Origin of the sequence: Streptomyces sp. NK08204, assembly GCF_020400585.1 — a bacterium.
Lineage (GTDB): Bacteria > Actinomycetota > Actinomycetes > Streptomycetales > Streptomycetaceae > Streptomyces.
In genome coordinates, this window is record NZ_JAINVF010000030.1 from 1 (window position 1) to 15,550 (window position 15,550).

The following is a 15,550-nucleotide window of genomic DNA, read 5'->3' on the forward strand; positions in this document are numbered from 1 at the left end:
GACGAAGTCGAGGCCGGCCGTGCTGTAGTTCTCCGGCTGGTAGGAGGAGACGTCGATTCCCTTGATGGTCATTACAGCCCCTTCGCGGTGAGCCAAGTGCGGGCGGCGAGCGCCATCGCCATGTCGGGGTCCGCCGGAGCGGGAGTCGGCCGCGGCGCCCGGCTGAACGCCGGCACGGTCACGTCGCCCTGCTGAGACAGCAGCCACTGCATGTCCGCCTCGGCCACCCGGCACGACCCGCTGTCGCCCCACGAGGCGCCCCAGCTGTTGTCGAGGCGGAACCTGCTGCCGTCCCAGCCCGAGCACACGATCTCGTGACCGCCGGCCAGACCCGAGTCGCGGCCGACCGTGAGAGTGTTGTCCGGCTTCGGGTGGCACATGCTGTTCAGCCAGACGATACCGAGCATCGCCGGGCCTGTCTGTAGTGCGCTCTTCAGGGCTGCGAGGCCGAACGCATGCGTGTACGCGGACGCGAGCCCCCACAGCTTCAGTGCCTTCGCCGCGCCGAGCCCCGAACTGCCGGTGCCGTCCGGCGAGTACGAGCCGGGCACGTTGTCCAGGGTGGTCGCCATCGTGTACAGGTCCACGGCGCGCGACGCCCTTCACGGTGACCGTGGTGACCCCTTGCCCGGCTGCCGAGTCCGCGCCCAGCACGCCGACCGCGGCGTTGCCCAGGGGACCACCAACGGCGGGAGGTCACACTCCTGGTGACGGCCCTCCGAGATGGGTACGGCCGCCTCGCGCGCCCCGGCCCGCCGCCCGGGTGTCACGCCGGGGGCATCACACCGTGGATCCGCGACAGGGTGAACACCCGCTCCGCATCGCGTAGATGACACCAGGCGTACAGATACGGAGGATCGAGGTCGAGTCCGCTGAGGGTGCGGATCGTGCGGCTGCCTGTCGTGGCGACGTACTCGATGGTGACCGCCGTCCCACTGTCGACGGCGTAGGCGAGTTGACGGACATCGGCGTGGAGGATCTGGGTCGCGTGTCCGGCGATGATTTCTTCGGTGTCGGTGGCGAAGGGGACGCCGTTGTACGGGTCGGGGGCGGGAAGGGCGAGTGGGGCGCCCGCGAGTCGGGCGGCCAGCGCGGTCAGCTCGGCACGCTTCGGGGCAGCGGTCGTACGGAATGGGGTGCTGGGCCTGTTGACTGCTTCGCGCGGAGGCGGCACCGGCGCGGTCGCCCGGGGGCTGCGGGGTCGTTCGACGTGCACGGTTCCGTCGGCTGCCTCCGCGACCGGTGCGTATCCCTCGGTCCGCAGTGCCGCGAGGGTTCTCTCCAGCGGGGTGCGGCTGACGAGGACGGTCGGGGCGAGGTGCCGCAGGCCCAGTCTGGAAAGTTTGCGGTGGGCGGCGATCTCGGCGAGAAGGGCGGGTTCCTCGCCGTGGACGACGCAGGCGGCCGAGGCGATGCGGATCCGGCCGTGGCTGCGTGCCGTGTCCATGATCAGGTAGGACAGGGGCTGGGGCAGCGGGTTGGCGGCGACGGCAGCCAGGTCGGCCTCGATGGAGTCCGGGCTACGGCCGGCGTCCAGGGCGCGGCGAACGCTCGCCGGGCTGAACCGCCACACTGAGGCCGTGCCGCCGGTCTCCCGGTCGGCGACCGAGTCCAGCAGCGTGACCAGCCGCGCGGCGGGTGTGCCGGTGACGATGGCGGTCAGGTCGCCGCCGAAGCGGGCCGTACCGGTGGCGGCGGGGAGGAGACGGTGGCAGGCGACGGCCAGTCCCTCGGTGCTGTCGGTCAGCAGAGCGGCGCCGAGCGGGGACAGGGCGCCGCGGGCGAGGACACCGAGCAGTTCCGCCTCGCGGATCACGGTGGCGAACGGCGTCGCGTCCTGCGGCAGCACCTCGGCGAGTGGCCGTGACCAGTGGGCAAGAGGACCCAGTTCGGCCGCGTTCTTCGCGCCCTGCCCGGCCGGAAGCCGGGAAGCGGCGGTAAGCAGCCCCTTCCGGGCCTGGAGACAACCGGCACAGGACGGGGTCCCGGCCAGGGCGGGCAGCGCCTTGTTGTCGTTGTCCCGGGCCTGCGAGGGGGTGAGCCCGAGTGCCCACCAGGCGTGCAGCAGTGCCGGAAGCCGCTCTGCGGGCTGCGACTCGGCCCAGGTGTCGTAGGCGTCCGTCGTCGCGACCCGGTCACCGTCACGGGCCATGAGACCCGCCTTGTACGCCGTCTCGAGGGTGAGGCGTACGACGGTCTCCTCGCAGCGGGCTGCCTTGCCGATCCTGGTCAGTTCGCGGGTTCCGACGCCGCCGGACTTCAGCCGCGCGGGCGGAGTCGTCGCACACACCGACAGGACCGAGGCGGCGTGGGCGGCGAACGCCGTGGCCGCGGCGGATGCCTCACCGTCGATCTCCGCCGGGGAGACGGGTGCCAAGAGCGCGACGGGCGGGGTGGGGTCGAACGGGGCGTGCCAGCCCGGCCCGCGCAGCGCGAGCGTCACCTCGGCAGGCATCCGTACGGGGCCGTAGCCGTATCGGCCCTGGACCAGCAGTCCCCGCTCCAGCGCCCAGCGCGCACCCGCCTCGGGGGCAGACTCCCCTCCGAAGAGGACGAACGCCTGCGGCCGGTCCGCGGGATCCGCCCTGCGTTCCAGCAGTTTCCGGGCGTCGGCCGGGGCCCGAGCGACCAGCGCGGCGACACGTGCCGGGTCGCTGTGGTGCTCCACGAGCGACGCGAGGCGCTGCGGTTTGGTGCCGGGCGGCCGCACGCCCAGAGCCGCGAGCATGCGGCGCAACTCCTCGGAGGTCGTGTCCTTCAACAGCGTCGCCAGCGGCTGGTCCAGTCCGAGCGGTGTGTCCCACGCCTGCCGCAGGGGCGTGGCCATGCACAGTGCTCCTTCGCTGTCCGGCCAGACCAGCGCATGCGCGGACAGGGTCTGGAGCGCCGCTTCCAGGCCGCGTGCGGTCTCTTCCTCCGTCGCGTCCAGCAGGTCCGCCAGGACGTCCCGAGAGGCCGGTGCGCTCAGTGCCGCCAGTGCTTCGGCTGCCTGCAGGGCGGGCAGCGTGAGTCGGGGCAGCGTGAGCGCGACCGAGCCCGGGCGTTGCAGGCGTTCGGCCAGTTCGCTCACCGAGCGGGGCTCCGGCGGGGACACGGCATCCGGCCGTACCGCGAGTACCTGCTCCAGGTGTTCGGCGTCGAGGCGGTGCAGCCACGCTGCCAGGGTCGACTTACCCGATTTCACTGATCAGTGCACCTCGTTGAGGGAAAGGCGACGCTTTGCGTCAGGCCGGGCAACACGTGGTGTGCCGTACAGCCTCCCAGCATGGCGCATCCGGCGGGACCGTAGGCGCCGTCGTCAGGGATTCGAGGACGGGGCCGCCCGGCCGCGTGGGACGCGAACCGGTCCGCGTCCCTCACTGAACTCGGCCTGCGCATCGAGGTCCCGCGGCGGGCTCGGGACAGCCAGGGGACGCGCGGGGGACGGAAGGATCAGGCAAGCCGGCCCAGAGCCAGAACGGCGAAGGGCGCCTGACCTGCGGTTACGGGAAGATCGAGGTAAGGGCGGGGACTGCTCGGAAGATCAGAGAAGGACTCATGATCCGTCGGCCGTGGGTTCGAGTCCCACCGCCCCGTCAGTGCGGGCCTGCGACCACGTCCCGTCGGCGGCACCCTGGGACGACGGCCTGCCGGCGCATTCGGGGAATGCGCCGGCAGGCCGGGTGGGTGAGCGTGTCGGCGGGTCAGCTGCGGGGTGCGTGCCGGCGGTGTCTGCGCAGGATCAGCGTGCCGCCGGCGAGCGCCAGGGCGGCACCGGAACCGCCGAGGAGCATCGACGTGTCGTCCCCGGCCGGGTGGGTCGTCGGCTGGGCGGAGGCGAGGCCGTATCCGCCCGCCAAGCCCTTGCGGTCGTAGGCCGATCCCGGCATTTTGTCGGCGTAACGGTGGTGCACGAGCTTCTGGTACTCGGCGAGCGGCATGCTGTGACGGCCGCCGAAGCCAGTTCGCGCTTCGTGGTTGAGCGGTTCGACCGTGTTGTTCACAAGCCGGTACCAGGCGTGGATCTGAGGCTCGCTGAACACCGTGGAACCGTTCGTGGCCCGCTTGGCGAAGGTGATGTCCTCGTTCCCGTCACGTATGCCGGCCAGCCCCCAGGGCCCGGACGGTGACCGGCGGCCGAGCAGGACCGCGGCGTGATGACCGTCCTTGCTGGTCACCTGGGCAGCCAGGTAGGACAGGCGCACGGCGTCGGCGGACGTCGGGCGCGCCTTCCCCGTGACGAACTCGGGCGCGAGTTCGTACAGCGGGACGGGACTGTTGACGCTGAACTGCTGCTTGCCGCCCGGGGAGTCGGCGGTCATGGGCCTGCCCATGGTGCCGCCGTCGTCCCCCGGGTGATCTATGAAGCCGAGGAACCTGGAAACCGTTCTGTGGACCTGCCCGGAGTCGAGTACGTGTTGCGCCCCCTGGTAGTCCGGGATGTCGCGGCCGTCGTCAGCCTGTGCCTGGGGGGACACGGCGGCGAGGAGTGCCGACGCACCAAGGGCCAGGGCGGCCAGGCGGGCTGCGCGCCGCAGGGGTGTGCGGGTGTGGTTACGCATGCGTCCTCACGCCTTCCTCAGCCGTAGATCCCGATGCGGGAGTGTGTCCAGTTGAAGGAGTTGTTGCCTACATAGGAGTTGTAGTTCCACCACGTGTAGGTCTGGGTGGAGGGCCACGGGTCACCGACGGCGATCATGTTGGTCGCCCCGTCGTACCCGTAGATCACGTTCATGTGCCCGCCGCCCGACGTCCAGCCGATGCGTACCGCGAACGGGCGGTTGTGCGCTATCTCGTTGGACGTCTCACTGAACGAGGCATTGCGGTACAGGTCGTAGCCGGTGTTGCGGAAGCCCATCTCCCACAGGCCTCCGGCCATGTCGTCGAGGGTGGCCGGCTGGTCGTTGCAGCTGATCCCGCTGTACTTGTTCGCGAGCCGGCAGAAGTCGTACTGGTTGTACTGGGTGTAGCCCCAGTAGTACGCGATGGTCAGCCCCGAGGCGTCCCAGCACCACTGGTCCTGGACCTGCTTCTGCATGGAGATGTTGAGCCAGGCCTGCGAGCCGCACACGGGCAGGCCGTCGGTGTTCTCCACGATGAAGGCGTCGGCAAGGTAGAAGGAGCCTGACCAGATCCATCGCGAGTTGTTCTCGACGGTGTCTCCTGTAGTCCGGCACTTCATGTTCACTTTGCTGCCGATGGCGGCCGTTCCCACGACGGTCGCAGACAGGTACGGGCGGTCGCGCTCGTTGATGGACGAGTAGTTGCCCTGGCCTCCCCAGACGGTACCGGTGGAGTCCGCGAGGGCCGGGCCGGCGCTGCCGAGCACAGCCCCCAGGGACAATAGGGACGCAACCGCTATGGCGAACGCCCTCCGCCAATGGGAGGGGAGAGAAAACTGCATGCACCGATTCCTTTTCGTTCGAAATGAGCAGCCGGACCGGCGTGCCGGGGGAAGGCAGAATCTGCTGCCGGGCGTTTGCGACCGATTGCCTGAAAGGGGCGGCCGGTGAATGCCGCCGCTGAAGGGGTCTTCAGGTGGTCACAGGCGTCACACGGGCATTGCGGGCATCGCGGGCAGCCGTCGGCTGGCCGAAGCAACCATGGTGTGCATCTTCATACCGCTGCTCATTCCCCCAAGACGAACAATCTGGCCTGGTCGACGCCTGACTGTGAGTACCTGGCTGTTGGTCAGACAGCCAAGTGAGCATAGGAGTTGAACGGATACTCCAAGCGCTCAGCGAAGCTTAGCGATGACCTAACTTGTCTGGTCAAGTGTCGGGAGCCGGAAAATTTTGCCCCGATGCGTAAGTGACTGGCTGGTCACTTTCGGTTCTGCTGTCACCTGGGGCTTATTCCGGAGAGCGGTGTTTGCATAATGCATTGCCATAACGCGGGATTATGCGGACATCGGACCAGGTGCGATGACCGTGCGGATCGTACGGTGTCCGTGGGCGCGCCGTACTCGATGGCGACCGCCCGGCCGTCGTCGACGGTGTGGGAGAGGTTGCGGGGGCAGTGCCGTGTCCGGCGCCGGCCTCGCTGGAACGCGGGTGGCCCGGATCGCGCTCGGCGGCCTCGCCGAACAGCAGGACCGTCACGCCGGAGCGGCGGCGGCCCCCTCGCCTGGGCGAGTCAGGAGTGCCCGTGCCTGACCGGCCTTGAGCCGGCCGGCTCAAGGACCCGTCCGCGCCGCGGGGGTCCTGGGCGCCTCACACCCTCAGTCGCGGGTGCCGATTGCGGCCAGGACCAGGTCCACGGCCTGTTCGGCCCACTCGGGATGGCCGCCCCGCCCGGCCATGTGGTCGGCGTAGAACGGGCCGAGCAGTGCCGACACGGCCGCCTCGAGATCGGCGTCCGCGCGGATCCTGCCGGTCCGCTGGGCCTGTTCCAGGGCCTCTCGCAGGAGGGCCCGGCGGGGGAGCACGGTGCGTTCGCGCAGGAGGGCGAGGAGCTCCGGGGTGTGCGCCTCCTCGGCGAGGCAGGTGCCGATGAGTGCCATGCCGTTGACCCGCTCGACGGTGGCGGCGAAGTCCTCGAGGATGTGCACCAGGTTGGTGCGGAGGTCCTTGCCGGGGGGCGGGGCGTCGGCCATGCGGACGGCCGCGAGGGCGGCGGTGAGGAGGTCGGCCTTGGTCTTCCAGCGCAGGTGGATGGTGGACTTGCTGACCTGCGCCGCGGCGGCGACCTGACTGAGGCTCATGCGTGTGTAGCCCTGGGAGGCCAGCAGTTCCAGGGCGGCCTGCAGGATGGCGGTGTCCTTCTCGGCCGAGCGCGGCCGTCCCGCGGCTCTGGTTTCCGTTCCACTCACCTGTTCACTCACCTGGTCAGGATAAGAGGGGCCGTCGTAGCGAGTGGGCGCGTCGTCGCCGTAGCGGGGCGTGCGGGGACGGGCGGCCGTACGCCAGGGTTCGGGGGATGCCCCGGCGCCCGGCCGCCCGGCTCGGGTCAGGCGCCGGGGCGGGCGCCCTGGATCTGGAAGTTGAAGTCGGTGTGGCCGAGCACGCCCCACAGACGCAGCCAGACCGGCAGCAGCATCTCGGTGCCGCGTGCGCCGGTGATGTCGCCGAGGTCGATCACGCTCTGCCGGGGCCAGCCGAACTCCGCGAGGAGTTCGGTGACGAGCTTTTTGGCGTCGGTGTCGTCGCCGCAGACGAAGACGTTGTGCTCACCGGCCACCCGGGACGGATCCACCATGACCGCCGCGTTCATGGTGTTGAGCGTCTTGACGACCTTCGTCGCGGGGAAGGCGCGCTGGATCTGCTCGCCGAGGCTGTCGGTGCCGACCGGGTTCAGCGAGGGCGGCATGCCCTGGGAGAAGTCCAGGGGGTTGGCGATGTCCAGCAGGACCTTGCCCGCCAGGTTGTCGGCGCCCGCGGCCTCCAGGGCCTGGAGCGAGACGGCTCCGGCGGTGGTGTTCACCACGGCCGCGCCGAAGGCCGCGGCGTCCGCGAAGCACAGCAGGCGCACCCGCGTGTGCTGCGCCAGCCACTCGGCGATCGGCGGGTTGCCGTAGGCGTCGGGTTCGGTGCGGGCGAGGGTGGCCTGCGGGTCCCGGGTGCCGACGACGACCTCGTGGCCGAGGGCGGCGAGCTTGCCGGCGATGGTCCGGCCGACGATGCCGGTGCCGAGGACTGCGTAACGCATGAGGACGGGGTCCTTTCGGGGAGTGGATGCCGACGCCGTACTCCGTTCGACAGCCAAAAACTAAACCGAGTGGTTCGGTATTGCAAGGGGGTAGGAAGGCGGAAGGCGCATCCCAGGCGAGTACCCCGCTGGAGACACCTCCGGTGGAACCGGGTCGCTACTTCAGGTACGGCCCGTCGGTGCCGATCTTGCCGGGCGCCGCGTTGGCGCCATCCAGGTCGAGGACGTAGACCCGCAGGTTGCTCTTGCCGGAAGCGGGGACGTCGAGTCGGCCAGGTCCTCGTGGATCCAGCAGGAGCGGGAGTCCTCGCCCTCCCAGTTGCCCAGCCGGCACTGGTGGTAGAGCGATGCGGGGAACAGCTTGTCGGTGGGCGAGGGCCACTGGCAGTTGTAGAGGGTGTAGCCCTCGGCGCTGTACTGGCCGGTGGGCTTGCCCCAGTTGAGGCAGGTGTTGCCGCTGGGCTCGGCGGTCGACCACAGATCACCGTTGTAGTACGACTTGCCGGAGACGGGCTCGACGGTCAGGCGGAGCCCTGCGCGTCGCAGGACGGATCACGCGGCCCCCGGGGCCGGGCGCACCGGCGTCCGGCGCACGGGGCCCGCTCAGCGCCCTGGCCGGCCGACCGCCCGGCCCCGGCCACAACGGTGCGAACGCACAGGCCGTGCCGCCGCGAGGTGGGGTGCCTCTCCATTACCGCCGGGGAGGGCCGGACGTAACGTCCCCGTACTCCCAGGCCACACACCCACATCCGATCCAGGTGGCACGATGAACCCCACATCCCCCCCACGCACACCGCGCCGCTCGTGGCGCCTCACCTGGCCGCGTCCCGCCCGCACGGCGGCGCTGGTCCTGTCCCTGGTCGCCGCAGTTCTGGGACTCTCCCCGTCCCCGGCACATGCCGCGAGCCTGCAGCAGATCACGGGCTTCGGCTCCAACCCCGGCAACCTGCAGATGTTCGCGTACACCCCCGGCAACCTGCCCTCCGGCGCGCCCCTCGTCATCGCCCTGCACGGCTGCACGCAGAGCGCGAGTGACTACTACAGCCACTCCGGCTGGCCCAAGTACGCCGACATGTACGGCTTCGCGCTGGTCTTCCCGCAGACCACCAGTTCCAACAACGCCAATTCATGCTTCAACTGGTTCCAGTCCGCCGACTACACCCGTGACCAGGGTGAGGCGCTGTCCGTCAAGCAGATGGTGGACTACGCCGAGTCCCACTACGGCAGCGACCGCAGGCGCGTCTACGTCACCGGGCTGTCGGCCGGCGGCGCGATGACCTCGGTCATGCTCGCCGACTATCCCGACGTGTTCGCGGGCGGCGCGATCGACTCCGGCATCCCGGCGGGCTGCGCGACCGACCTTCCCAGCGGACTGACCTGTCAGAACAGCGCGGTGAACAAGACACCGCAGCAGTGGGGCGACGCGGTCCGCCGCGCCTCCGGCGGCTGGGGCGGGCCCTGGCCGCGCGTCGCGATCTGGCAGGGCACCGGCGACAGCACGGTCGACCCGGCCAACGCCACCGAGGAACGGGACCAGTGGACGAACGTGTGGGGCATCGGCCAGACCCCGTCGTCCACCACCACCCTGACCGGCGGCACCACCCAGGCCGTCTACAACGACGCGGACGGCAGGCCCGCGGTGGAGACCTTCACCGTCTCCGGGATGGCGCACGGCCTCGCGGTCGACCCCGGCTCCGGCACCGACCAGTGCGGCAGCACGGGCACGTACTACCTCACCTACATCTGCTCGTCGTACTGGACCGCGAAGTTCTGGGGTCTGGACGCCCCGGGCGGGGGCGGCACGGGCAGCCTCCCGGCACCCACCGGGCTGACGGTCACCGGCACGACCGACACCACCGTGTCGCTGTCCTGGTCCGCGGTGAGCGGCGCGGCGTCGTACCACGTGTACCGCGGCGGCACCGAGGTCGGCTCGGCCACCGGCACCTCGTACACCGACACGGGCCTGAACTCCGGTACGCAGTACAGCTACACGGTCGCCGCGGTGGATTCAGGGGGCGCGATCGGCACCCGGTCGCCGGCGGTCCCGGCCACCACCACCGGCTACCGGCCGCAGTGCTTCACGGACGACAACTACGACCAGGTCGCCGCGGGCCGCGCCCACCAGAGTCTCGGCCACGCCTACGCCAACGGCTCCGGCCAGGACATGGGCCTCTACAACCTCTACGAAACGCACACCCTCGAAGAGACCTCACCCGGCTACTACGTGCTCGCCGACTCCGGCTGCCCGTCCTGAAGCAACGGCCTCGGCTCCGGGGGCGGCCATTGCCTTCGGAGCCTTCGGAGCCTTCGCAGCAGTCGGAGCCCGGCGTAGTGGCCGGCATCGCCGGGATTCGCGCGCGGTCACCTCGCCGCGTCCGCCGTCGCGCTCGCCCGGCTCCGGCCGCCTCGACGTGCCGTCGGCGGGGTGTGTCCGGGCGGGGACACGGCGGTCAGTCCGCCAGCGGGTTCAGCACCAGCGGTTCGATCTTGCCCTCCAGCATGGCGCCGATGCCCTGGGCCGCGCAGATGTCCGGCCGTTCGGCGATGCGCACCGGCATCCCGGTCGCCTCCCGGAGCATCTGGTCGAACCCGGGCAGCAGCGCCGAGCCGCCGACCATCATGATCCCGCGGTCCGCGAGGTCGGCCACCAGATCGGGCGGGCAGTTCCGCAGCACCTGGCCGATGCCGTCGAGCACGGCCGTCAGCGGGGTCTGGATGGCGTCGCGCACGGCGGCGGTGTCGACCTGCACACTGCGGGCCAGTCCGGTGGCCACGTCCCGCCCGTGGATCTCCGTCGAAACCGGCCCGTGGGGGGTGAGCCCGTTCTCGGACAGGGCGAGCTGCAGTGGCCGTACCGACTGGCTCGGCAGTATCAGCTCGTGCTCGTGCCGCAGATACTGCACGATCGCGTGGTCGACCACCTCACCGCCCACCGGGATCCGCTGGGCGGTGACGATCGACCCCAGCGACAGCACCGCGACCTGCGTGGCCGCCGCCCCGCACACCATGATCATGGTGGCCTCGGGCTGCTCGACGGGCAGCCCGCACCCCACGGCGGCGGCGATCAGCGTGTCCACCAGCTCCACCCGGCGCACCCCCAGCCCGACCAGCGTCTCGATCGTCGCCCGCTGCGCCAGCGGATCGGCGTCGTGCGGCGTGCAGGCCGCCGCGCGCAGCCGGGGCTTGCGGCGCAGCGTGCGGCGCATCTGGTCACCGAGCAGATGCCGCAGCATGCGCTGGGCCATCTCGATGTCGACCACCGTGCCGCCGGACACGGGCCGTACGACCCGGATGTAGTGCGGTGTCCGCCCCGTCATCTTCTCCGCGAACTCACCCACCGCGATGAGCGAACCCGTACGTGTGTTCACCGCCGCGGCCGAGGGCTGGTCGACGACCAGACCTGCGCCCTTCACGTACACCCGGGTGCGGGCCGCCCCCAGGTCGACGGCGAAATGGCAGCGGCGCAACTGCTCCAGGCTGACGGTCACGGCGGATCCTCCCGAGTGCGCAGGCCTTGAGCGACCGCCCTGTTGGCGGGCTCACTGGCATCCTGCGGGGCGCCGTGGGGCGGGCGCCTTCTGGAGGGGGCCGGGCGGGGTGCGGCTGAACGGGCGGTTTTCGGCGTGGCTCACGCGTCGGTGGTGGACTCCGGGCCCGTCATCGGTTCCGGCACCGGCAGCGGTAGCGGGTGCGGCGCTGCCGTCAGCGGGTCGGGCGCCGCCGCCGTCCGCGGTGCCGTCGCCGGGGGCTGCGCCGCCCGCTCGGCGGACCAGCCGAGCCGGACCACCAGCTGCCCCTCCGCCGCGCCCTTGGCGATGATCGCGCCGGCCTCCGCGGACAGCTTCACCCCGAATTCCAGCTCCACCGAGTCGGGGCGCAGGGCGCCGTCCCGGAAGACCCGCAGCGCGGCCTGGGCGGCGGAGCGCACCCCGGCCAGCGCGCCCTCGAAGGTGCGGGCGGTCTGCGTGACCGGTCCCTCGCCGCCCTCGCCGCGCGCGACGAGCCGGGTTCCGGTCGCCGGGTCAGCCGTCTCCACGACGACGACCGCGCCGTCCTCGGTCTCGAACTCCACCAGCTTGTTCATGACGTGATTGTCACGGACGCCCCCCGGTGCGTCTGCGGTAATTCCCGTGACCGTACGAAGAGTTGGCGCAAACCTGTCAGGGTACTTTCCCGCCAGCACCACTCAACGCCTTGGAAACACAGGGCACATGGCACTCTCCCGGCACGTGACGCGCTCGACACGAGAAGAGGCGTGGATGACCACAGGACCAGTCAGACGTGGGGCGGCTCTGCTGTCGGCGGGGCTGGTGATCGCCCTGTTGCCGAGCATCCCGGTGGCCGCCGCTCCGGGCGCCCCACCTCCGGGCGTCCCCGCTCCGGGCGTCCCCGCTCCGGGCGTCCCCGCTCCGGGATCTGCCACCGCCGCCACCACCGTCACCCTCGTCACCGGTGACAAAGTGACCGTCACCGACCTCGGGCACGGCAGGAAGACGGTCACCGTGCGGCGTCCCCGCGGGGCCTTCGGCGCCGTGAGGACCCTGCGCAGCGACGGTGACATCACCGTCGTACCGGACGAGGCGCTGCCGTATCTGCGGTCCGGCGCCCTGGACCGGCGGCTGTTCGACGTGAGCGGGCTGATCCGGCAGGGATTCACCGACGCCCGGACCGACGCGCTGCCGCTGATCGTGACCTACGGGAAGGGCGCCCGCGCCGCCGCCCCCGCCGGGGCCGAGCGCACCCGGAGCCTGCCCAGCCTGCGCGGAGCCGCCGTCGAGGCCGACCGGGGGCGGTCCTTCTGGCACTCCTTCACCCACGGAGCCGGCATCCACAAGGTGTGGCTGGACGGGCGGGTCAAGGCCGACATGGCCGAGAGCAACGCCCAGATAGGCACGCAGGCGGGCTGGGACGCGGGGCTCACCGGAAAAGGGGTGACCGTCGCCGTCCTCGACACCGGCGCCGACCTGAGCCACCCCGACCTCACGGACCGGGTCACCGTCACCAAGAGCTTCGTCGACGGGCAGGAGGTCGCCGACCGCAACGGGCACGGCACCCACGTCACCTCCACGGTCGGCGGCAGCGGCGCCGCCTCCGACGGCACGGAGAAAGGCGTCGCACCCGGCGCCGCGCTGGCCGTCGGCAAGGTGCTCGGCGACCAGGGTGCGGGCAGCGAGTCGCAGATCATCGCCGGTATGGAGTGGGCGGCGCGGGACGTGCACGCCAGGATCGTGTCGATGAGCCTGGGGACGACCGAGCCCAGCGACGGCACCGATCCCATGGCCCAGGCCGTGAACTCCCTGTCCAAGGAGACCGGCGCGCTCTTCGTCGTCGCCGCGGGCAACACCGGCGCCACGTCCTCCGTCGGCTCGCCCGGCGCCGCCGACGCGGCCCTCACCGTCGGCGCGGTGGACTCCGCCGACCAGGCCGCCTACTTCACCAGCGCCGGGCCCCGCTACGGCGACAACGCGCTGAAGCCCGACCTCAGCGCCCCCGGCGTCGGCATCCTCGCCGCTCGCTCCCAGCTCGTCCCCGGCAGCGGCTACTACACGTCCATGAGCGGTACCTCCATGGCGACCCCGCACGTCGCCGGAGTCGCCGCCCTGCTCGCCGAGGAGCACCCCGACTGGAGCGGCGCCCGCCTGAAGGACGCGCTGATGTCCAGCTCGAAGCAACTGGACGCGTCCGCCTACCTGCTGGGTGCCGGCCGGGTGAGCGTCCCGGACGCCGTGCACACCCGGCTCACCGCCACCGGCAGCGCCGACCTCGGCTTCTACCCCTGGCCGTACGCCGCCGACAAGCCGGTCACCCGCACCCTCACCTACAGCAACTCCTCCGACACTTCCGTGCAGTTGAAGCTGTCGGTGCGGGGCGCTCCGGACGGCGTCGCCACCCTCGCCGACACCGCCCTCACCGTCCCCGCGCACGGCACCGCGTCCACCACGGTCACCGGGGACGTGTCCAAGGCGCCGGTCGGCGAGACCAGCGGGCAGATCGTCGCGGTGGACGCGGCCGGGAACACGGTTGCGCACACCGTGTTCGGGCTGGTCAAGGAGGAGGAACGGTACACCCTCACCGTCCACGTCAAGGACCGCGCGGGAGCCCCCGTCGCGGCCGACCTCGCCGTGCAGCGTCTTGCGGAGGGCGAGGAGGCCCAGCCCGCGCACGTCGGCGACTCCGGCACGCTCAGGCTCCGCCTCGAGCCCGGCACGTACGCCGTGACCTCCTTCCTCGACGTGCGCGGCAGCCACGGCACCGACTCCCTCGGCCTCGGTTTCCTCGCGGCGCCGGGGATCACCCTCGACCGGGACCGTGAAGTCACCCTGGACGCAAGGAAGTTGCGCGAGATCAAGACGGCCGTGGCCCGGCGCACCGAGACCCGCCAGCTCGTCATGGAGTACGACCGCAAGGCGGGCGGCGCCGACCTGTTCGGCGCGGTCCAGGTGCCGCTGACCTACGACAGCGTCTTCGCCGCGCCCACCGACAAGGTCACCCAGGGCAGCTTCGAGTTCCGGACCGTGTGGCGGCTGGCCAAGCCGCTGCTGGAGGTCGAGGGGATCGATGACGCGACCCTCCAGCCGGGCGGCACGCTGCTTCAGGGGCGTACGACGCTGCCGCTGGTGGACGCCGGGGACGGCCCCTTGACCGGGGTGTCCGGCAAGGCGGTGCTCGCGCACCTCTCCGACGGCGCCGACCCGGCCGCACTCGCCCAGGCCGCCCAGGACGCGGGTGCCAGGGCGCTGTTCGTGACCGACGACGCGCCCGGCCGGCTGATGGCCTGGTGGGGCACGGACGACAACGCCGACCGGCCGCTGCAGATCGCCACGGTGAACGCGTCGGACGCGGCCCGACTGCGGGCCATGAAGGCGGTCGAGATGACCGGCACCCGCAACTCCCCGTACGTGTACGACCTGTCCGCAGGTCACCGGGGCGCGATCCCCGACCGCGACCTCACCTGTGCGCCCGAGGCGGACGAGCTGGCCGCGGTCCACGTCAGGTTCCACGACCCCGGGGCGGCGAACGGCAGCGAGTTCCGCTACTCGATCACCGACACCTTCCCGATCGGCCTCGGCTTCCAGGAGCCCGTCGACCTGCCCGCCGAGCGCACCGACTACGTGTCCGCCGGCCGCGGTCTGCTCTGGCAGGAGTCGGTCACGGCCGGCAACGGCACGCTGGAGGAACGCGGCGGACCGGTGCGCTACACCGGCGGAACACGGTCCACGCTGAACTGGTTCCGGCCGGTGTGGCATCCGTGGCTCGGCACCGGCCTAGGCTGGGGCCAGCAACGCGCCGGGAACCAGATCCAGTTGAACACCCCCGGCTGGGGCGACTCCGGGCCCGACCACACCGGCTCCGGCGACGTGTGGAGCGAGGACAGCGGCATGAGCCAGACCACCGCCGTCTACCTGGACGGCACCCTGGTCGACGGGGTCCACACCGGCTCCGCCGCCTACGTCTGGGACGCGCCCGCCGACGAGCACACCTACGAGGTGGTCACCGACACCGCCCTCGACGCCGCGCACTGGAAGCTCGCCACGCGCGGCCACACCGAGTGGACGTTCCGCTCGGCCGCCACACCGGAGGACCACTGGACGTACCTCCCGCTGATCAACCTCGCCTTCGACCTCGGCACCGATCTCGCCGGGACCGTGCGCGGCGGACAGCGGATCCCGGTCGGGCTCGGCGCCTCCTACGTGGCGGACGCGTCCGGCACCGGCACGCTCGGCGGCGGCAGCCTGGAGGTGTCGTACGACGACGGCACGACCTGGCACCCCGTCGCCCTCACGGCCGTCGGCCGGGCCTCCTGGCGCGGCACGCTGACCGTGCCGCGCGGCGCCGCCCACGTCTCCCTGCGGGCCTCGGCCCGCGACGACAGGGGCGGCAGGGTGACCCAGGAGATCATCCGGGCGGCGGGCGTGAGGTAGCG

The 15,550-nt window shown here is 71.5% G+C and carries 11 protein-coding genes, 1 tRNA gene and 1 pseudogene; 3 read left to right on the top strand and 10 right to left on the bottom strand.

Features of this window, described 5'->3' with window-relative positions; all coding sequences use genetic code 11:
* Nucleotides 1-71: 71 nt before the first annotated feature.
* Nucleotides 72-587, bottom strand: a complete 516-nt coding sequence (locus tag K7G59_RS30250; RefSeq protein ID WP_225839820.1) for a hypothetical protein — start codon at nucleotides 585-587, stop codon at nucleotides 72-74.
* A gap of 179 nt (nucleotides 588-766) precedes the next feature.
* A complete protein-coding gene (locus tag K7G59_RS30255; protein WP_225839823.1) occupies nucleotides 767-3,184 on the bottom strand; it encodes a helicase-associated domain-containing protein in 2,418 nt (805 codons plus the stop codon).
* Nucleotides 3,185-3,503: 319 nt separating this feature from the next.
* On the opposite strand from K7G59_RS30255, the gene K7G59_RS30260 reads away from it, so the two are divergent.
* Nucleotides 3,504-3,578: transfer RNA gene (locus tag K7G59_RS30260), tRNA-Met, on the top strand.
* A gap of 105 nt (nucleotides 3,579-3,683) precedes the next feature.
* Here K7G59_RS30260 and K7G59_RS30265 read toward each other — a convergent pair.
* The 6 genes and pseudogenes from K7G59_RS30265 to K7G59_RS30290 form a co-directional block, all read right to left on the bottom strand.
* Entirely contained in the window at nucleotides 3,684-4,541 is an 858-nt protein-coding gene (locus tag K7G59_RS30265) for a hypothetical protein (RefSeq protein WP_225839825.1), read from the bottom strand.
* A gap of 17 nt (nucleotides 4,542-4,558) precedes the next feature.
* Entirely contained in the window at nucleotides 4,559-5,308 is a 750-nt protein-coding gene (locus tag K7G59_RS30270; protein ID WP_225839827.1) for a papain-like cysteine protease family protein, read from the bottom strand.
* An 891-nt stretch (nucleotides 5,309-6,199) separates the two neighbouring features.
* Complete coding sequence (locus K7G59_RS30275; RefSeq protein WP_225839830.1) at nucleotides 6,200-6,802, bottom strand: TetR/AcrR family transcriptional regulator; 603 nt, start codon at nucleotides 6,800-6,802, stop codon at nucleotides 6,200-6,202.
* Nucleotides 6,803-6,927: 125 nt separating this feature from the next.
* On the bottom strand, nucleotides 6,928-7,626 hold the full coding sequence (locus K7G59_RS30280; RefSeq protein WP_225839832.1) for an NADPH-dependent F420 reductase: 699 nt from the start codon (nucleotides 7,624-7,626) through the stop codon (nucleotides 6,928-6,930).
* Between the two features lie 157 nt (nucleotides 7,627-7,783).
* Entirely contained in the window at nucleotides 7,784-7,960 is a 177-nt protein-coding gene (locus tag K7G59_RS30285) for a hypothetical protein (RefSeq protein ID WP_225839833.1), read from the bottom strand.
* Nucleotides 7,894-8,151: pseudogene (locus K7G59_RS30290) on the bottom strand (hypothetical protein); the annotation flags it as partial. The pseudogene K7G59_RS30290 and the gene K7G59_RS30285, both read right to left, overlap by 67 nt.
* 241 nt (nucleotides 8,152-8,392) lie before the next feature.
* Between K7G59_RS30290 and K7G59_RS30295 the strand changes: the two are divergent.
* Entirely contained in the window at nucleotides 8,393-9,880 is a 1,488-nt protein-coding gene (locus K7G59_RS30295; protein ID WP_225839834.1) for a PHB depolymerase family esterase, read from the top strand.
* Between the two features lie 196 nt (nucleotides 9,881-10,076).
* On the opposite strand, the gene K7G59_RS30300 is transcribed toward K7G59_RS30295, so the two are convergent.
* Nucleotides 10,077-11,114, bottom strand: a complete 1,038-nt coding sequence (locus K7G59_RS30300) for a rod shape-determining protein (RefSeq protein ID WP_225839835.1) — start codon at nucleotides 11,112-11,114, stop codon at nucleotides 10,077-10,079.
* A gap of 140 nt (nucleotides 11,115-11,254) precedes the next feature.
* Entirely contained in the window at nucleotides 11,255-11,710 is a 456-nt protein-coding gene (locus K7G59_RS30305; RefSeq protein ID WP_225839836.1) for a CU044_2847 family protein, read from the bottom strand.
* Between the two features lie 175 nt (nucleotides 11,711-11,885).
* Between K7G59_RS30305 and K7G59_RS30310 the strand changes: the two genes are divergently transcribed.
* The gene (locus K7G59_RS30310) at nucleotides 11,886-15,548 is read left to right on the top strand and encodes a S8 family serine peptidase (RefSeq protein WP_225839837.1); all 3,663 of its coding nucleotides are present in this window, start codon (nucleotides 11,886-11,888) and stop codon (nucleotides 15,546-15,548) included.
* The last annotated feature ends 2 nt before the right edge of the window (nucleotides 15,549-15,550 follow it).

Bases quoted from the DNA above. Each gene is read 5' to 3' on its own strand.
- K7G59_RS30265 (WP_225839825.1), bottom strand. From the start codon at position 4,541: ATGCGTAACCACACCCGCACACCCCTGCGGCGCGCAGCCCGCCTGGCC.
- K7G59_RS30280 (WP_225839832.1), bottom strand. From the start codon at position 7,626: ATGCGTTACGCAGTCCTCGGCACCGGCATCGTCGGCCGGACCATCGCC.
- K7G59_RS30295 (WP_225839834.1), top strand. From the start codon at position 8,393: ATGAACCCCACATCCCCCCCACGCACACCGCGCCGCTCGTGGCGCCTC.
- K7G59_RS30305 (WP_225839836.1), bottom strand. From the start codon at position 11,710: ATGAACAAGCTGGTGGAGTTCGAGACCGAGGACGGCGCGGTCGTCGTC.
- K7G59_RS30310 (WP_225839837.1), top strand. From the start codon at position 11,886: ATGACCACAGGACCAGTCAGACGTGGGGCGGCTCTGCTGTCGGCGGGG.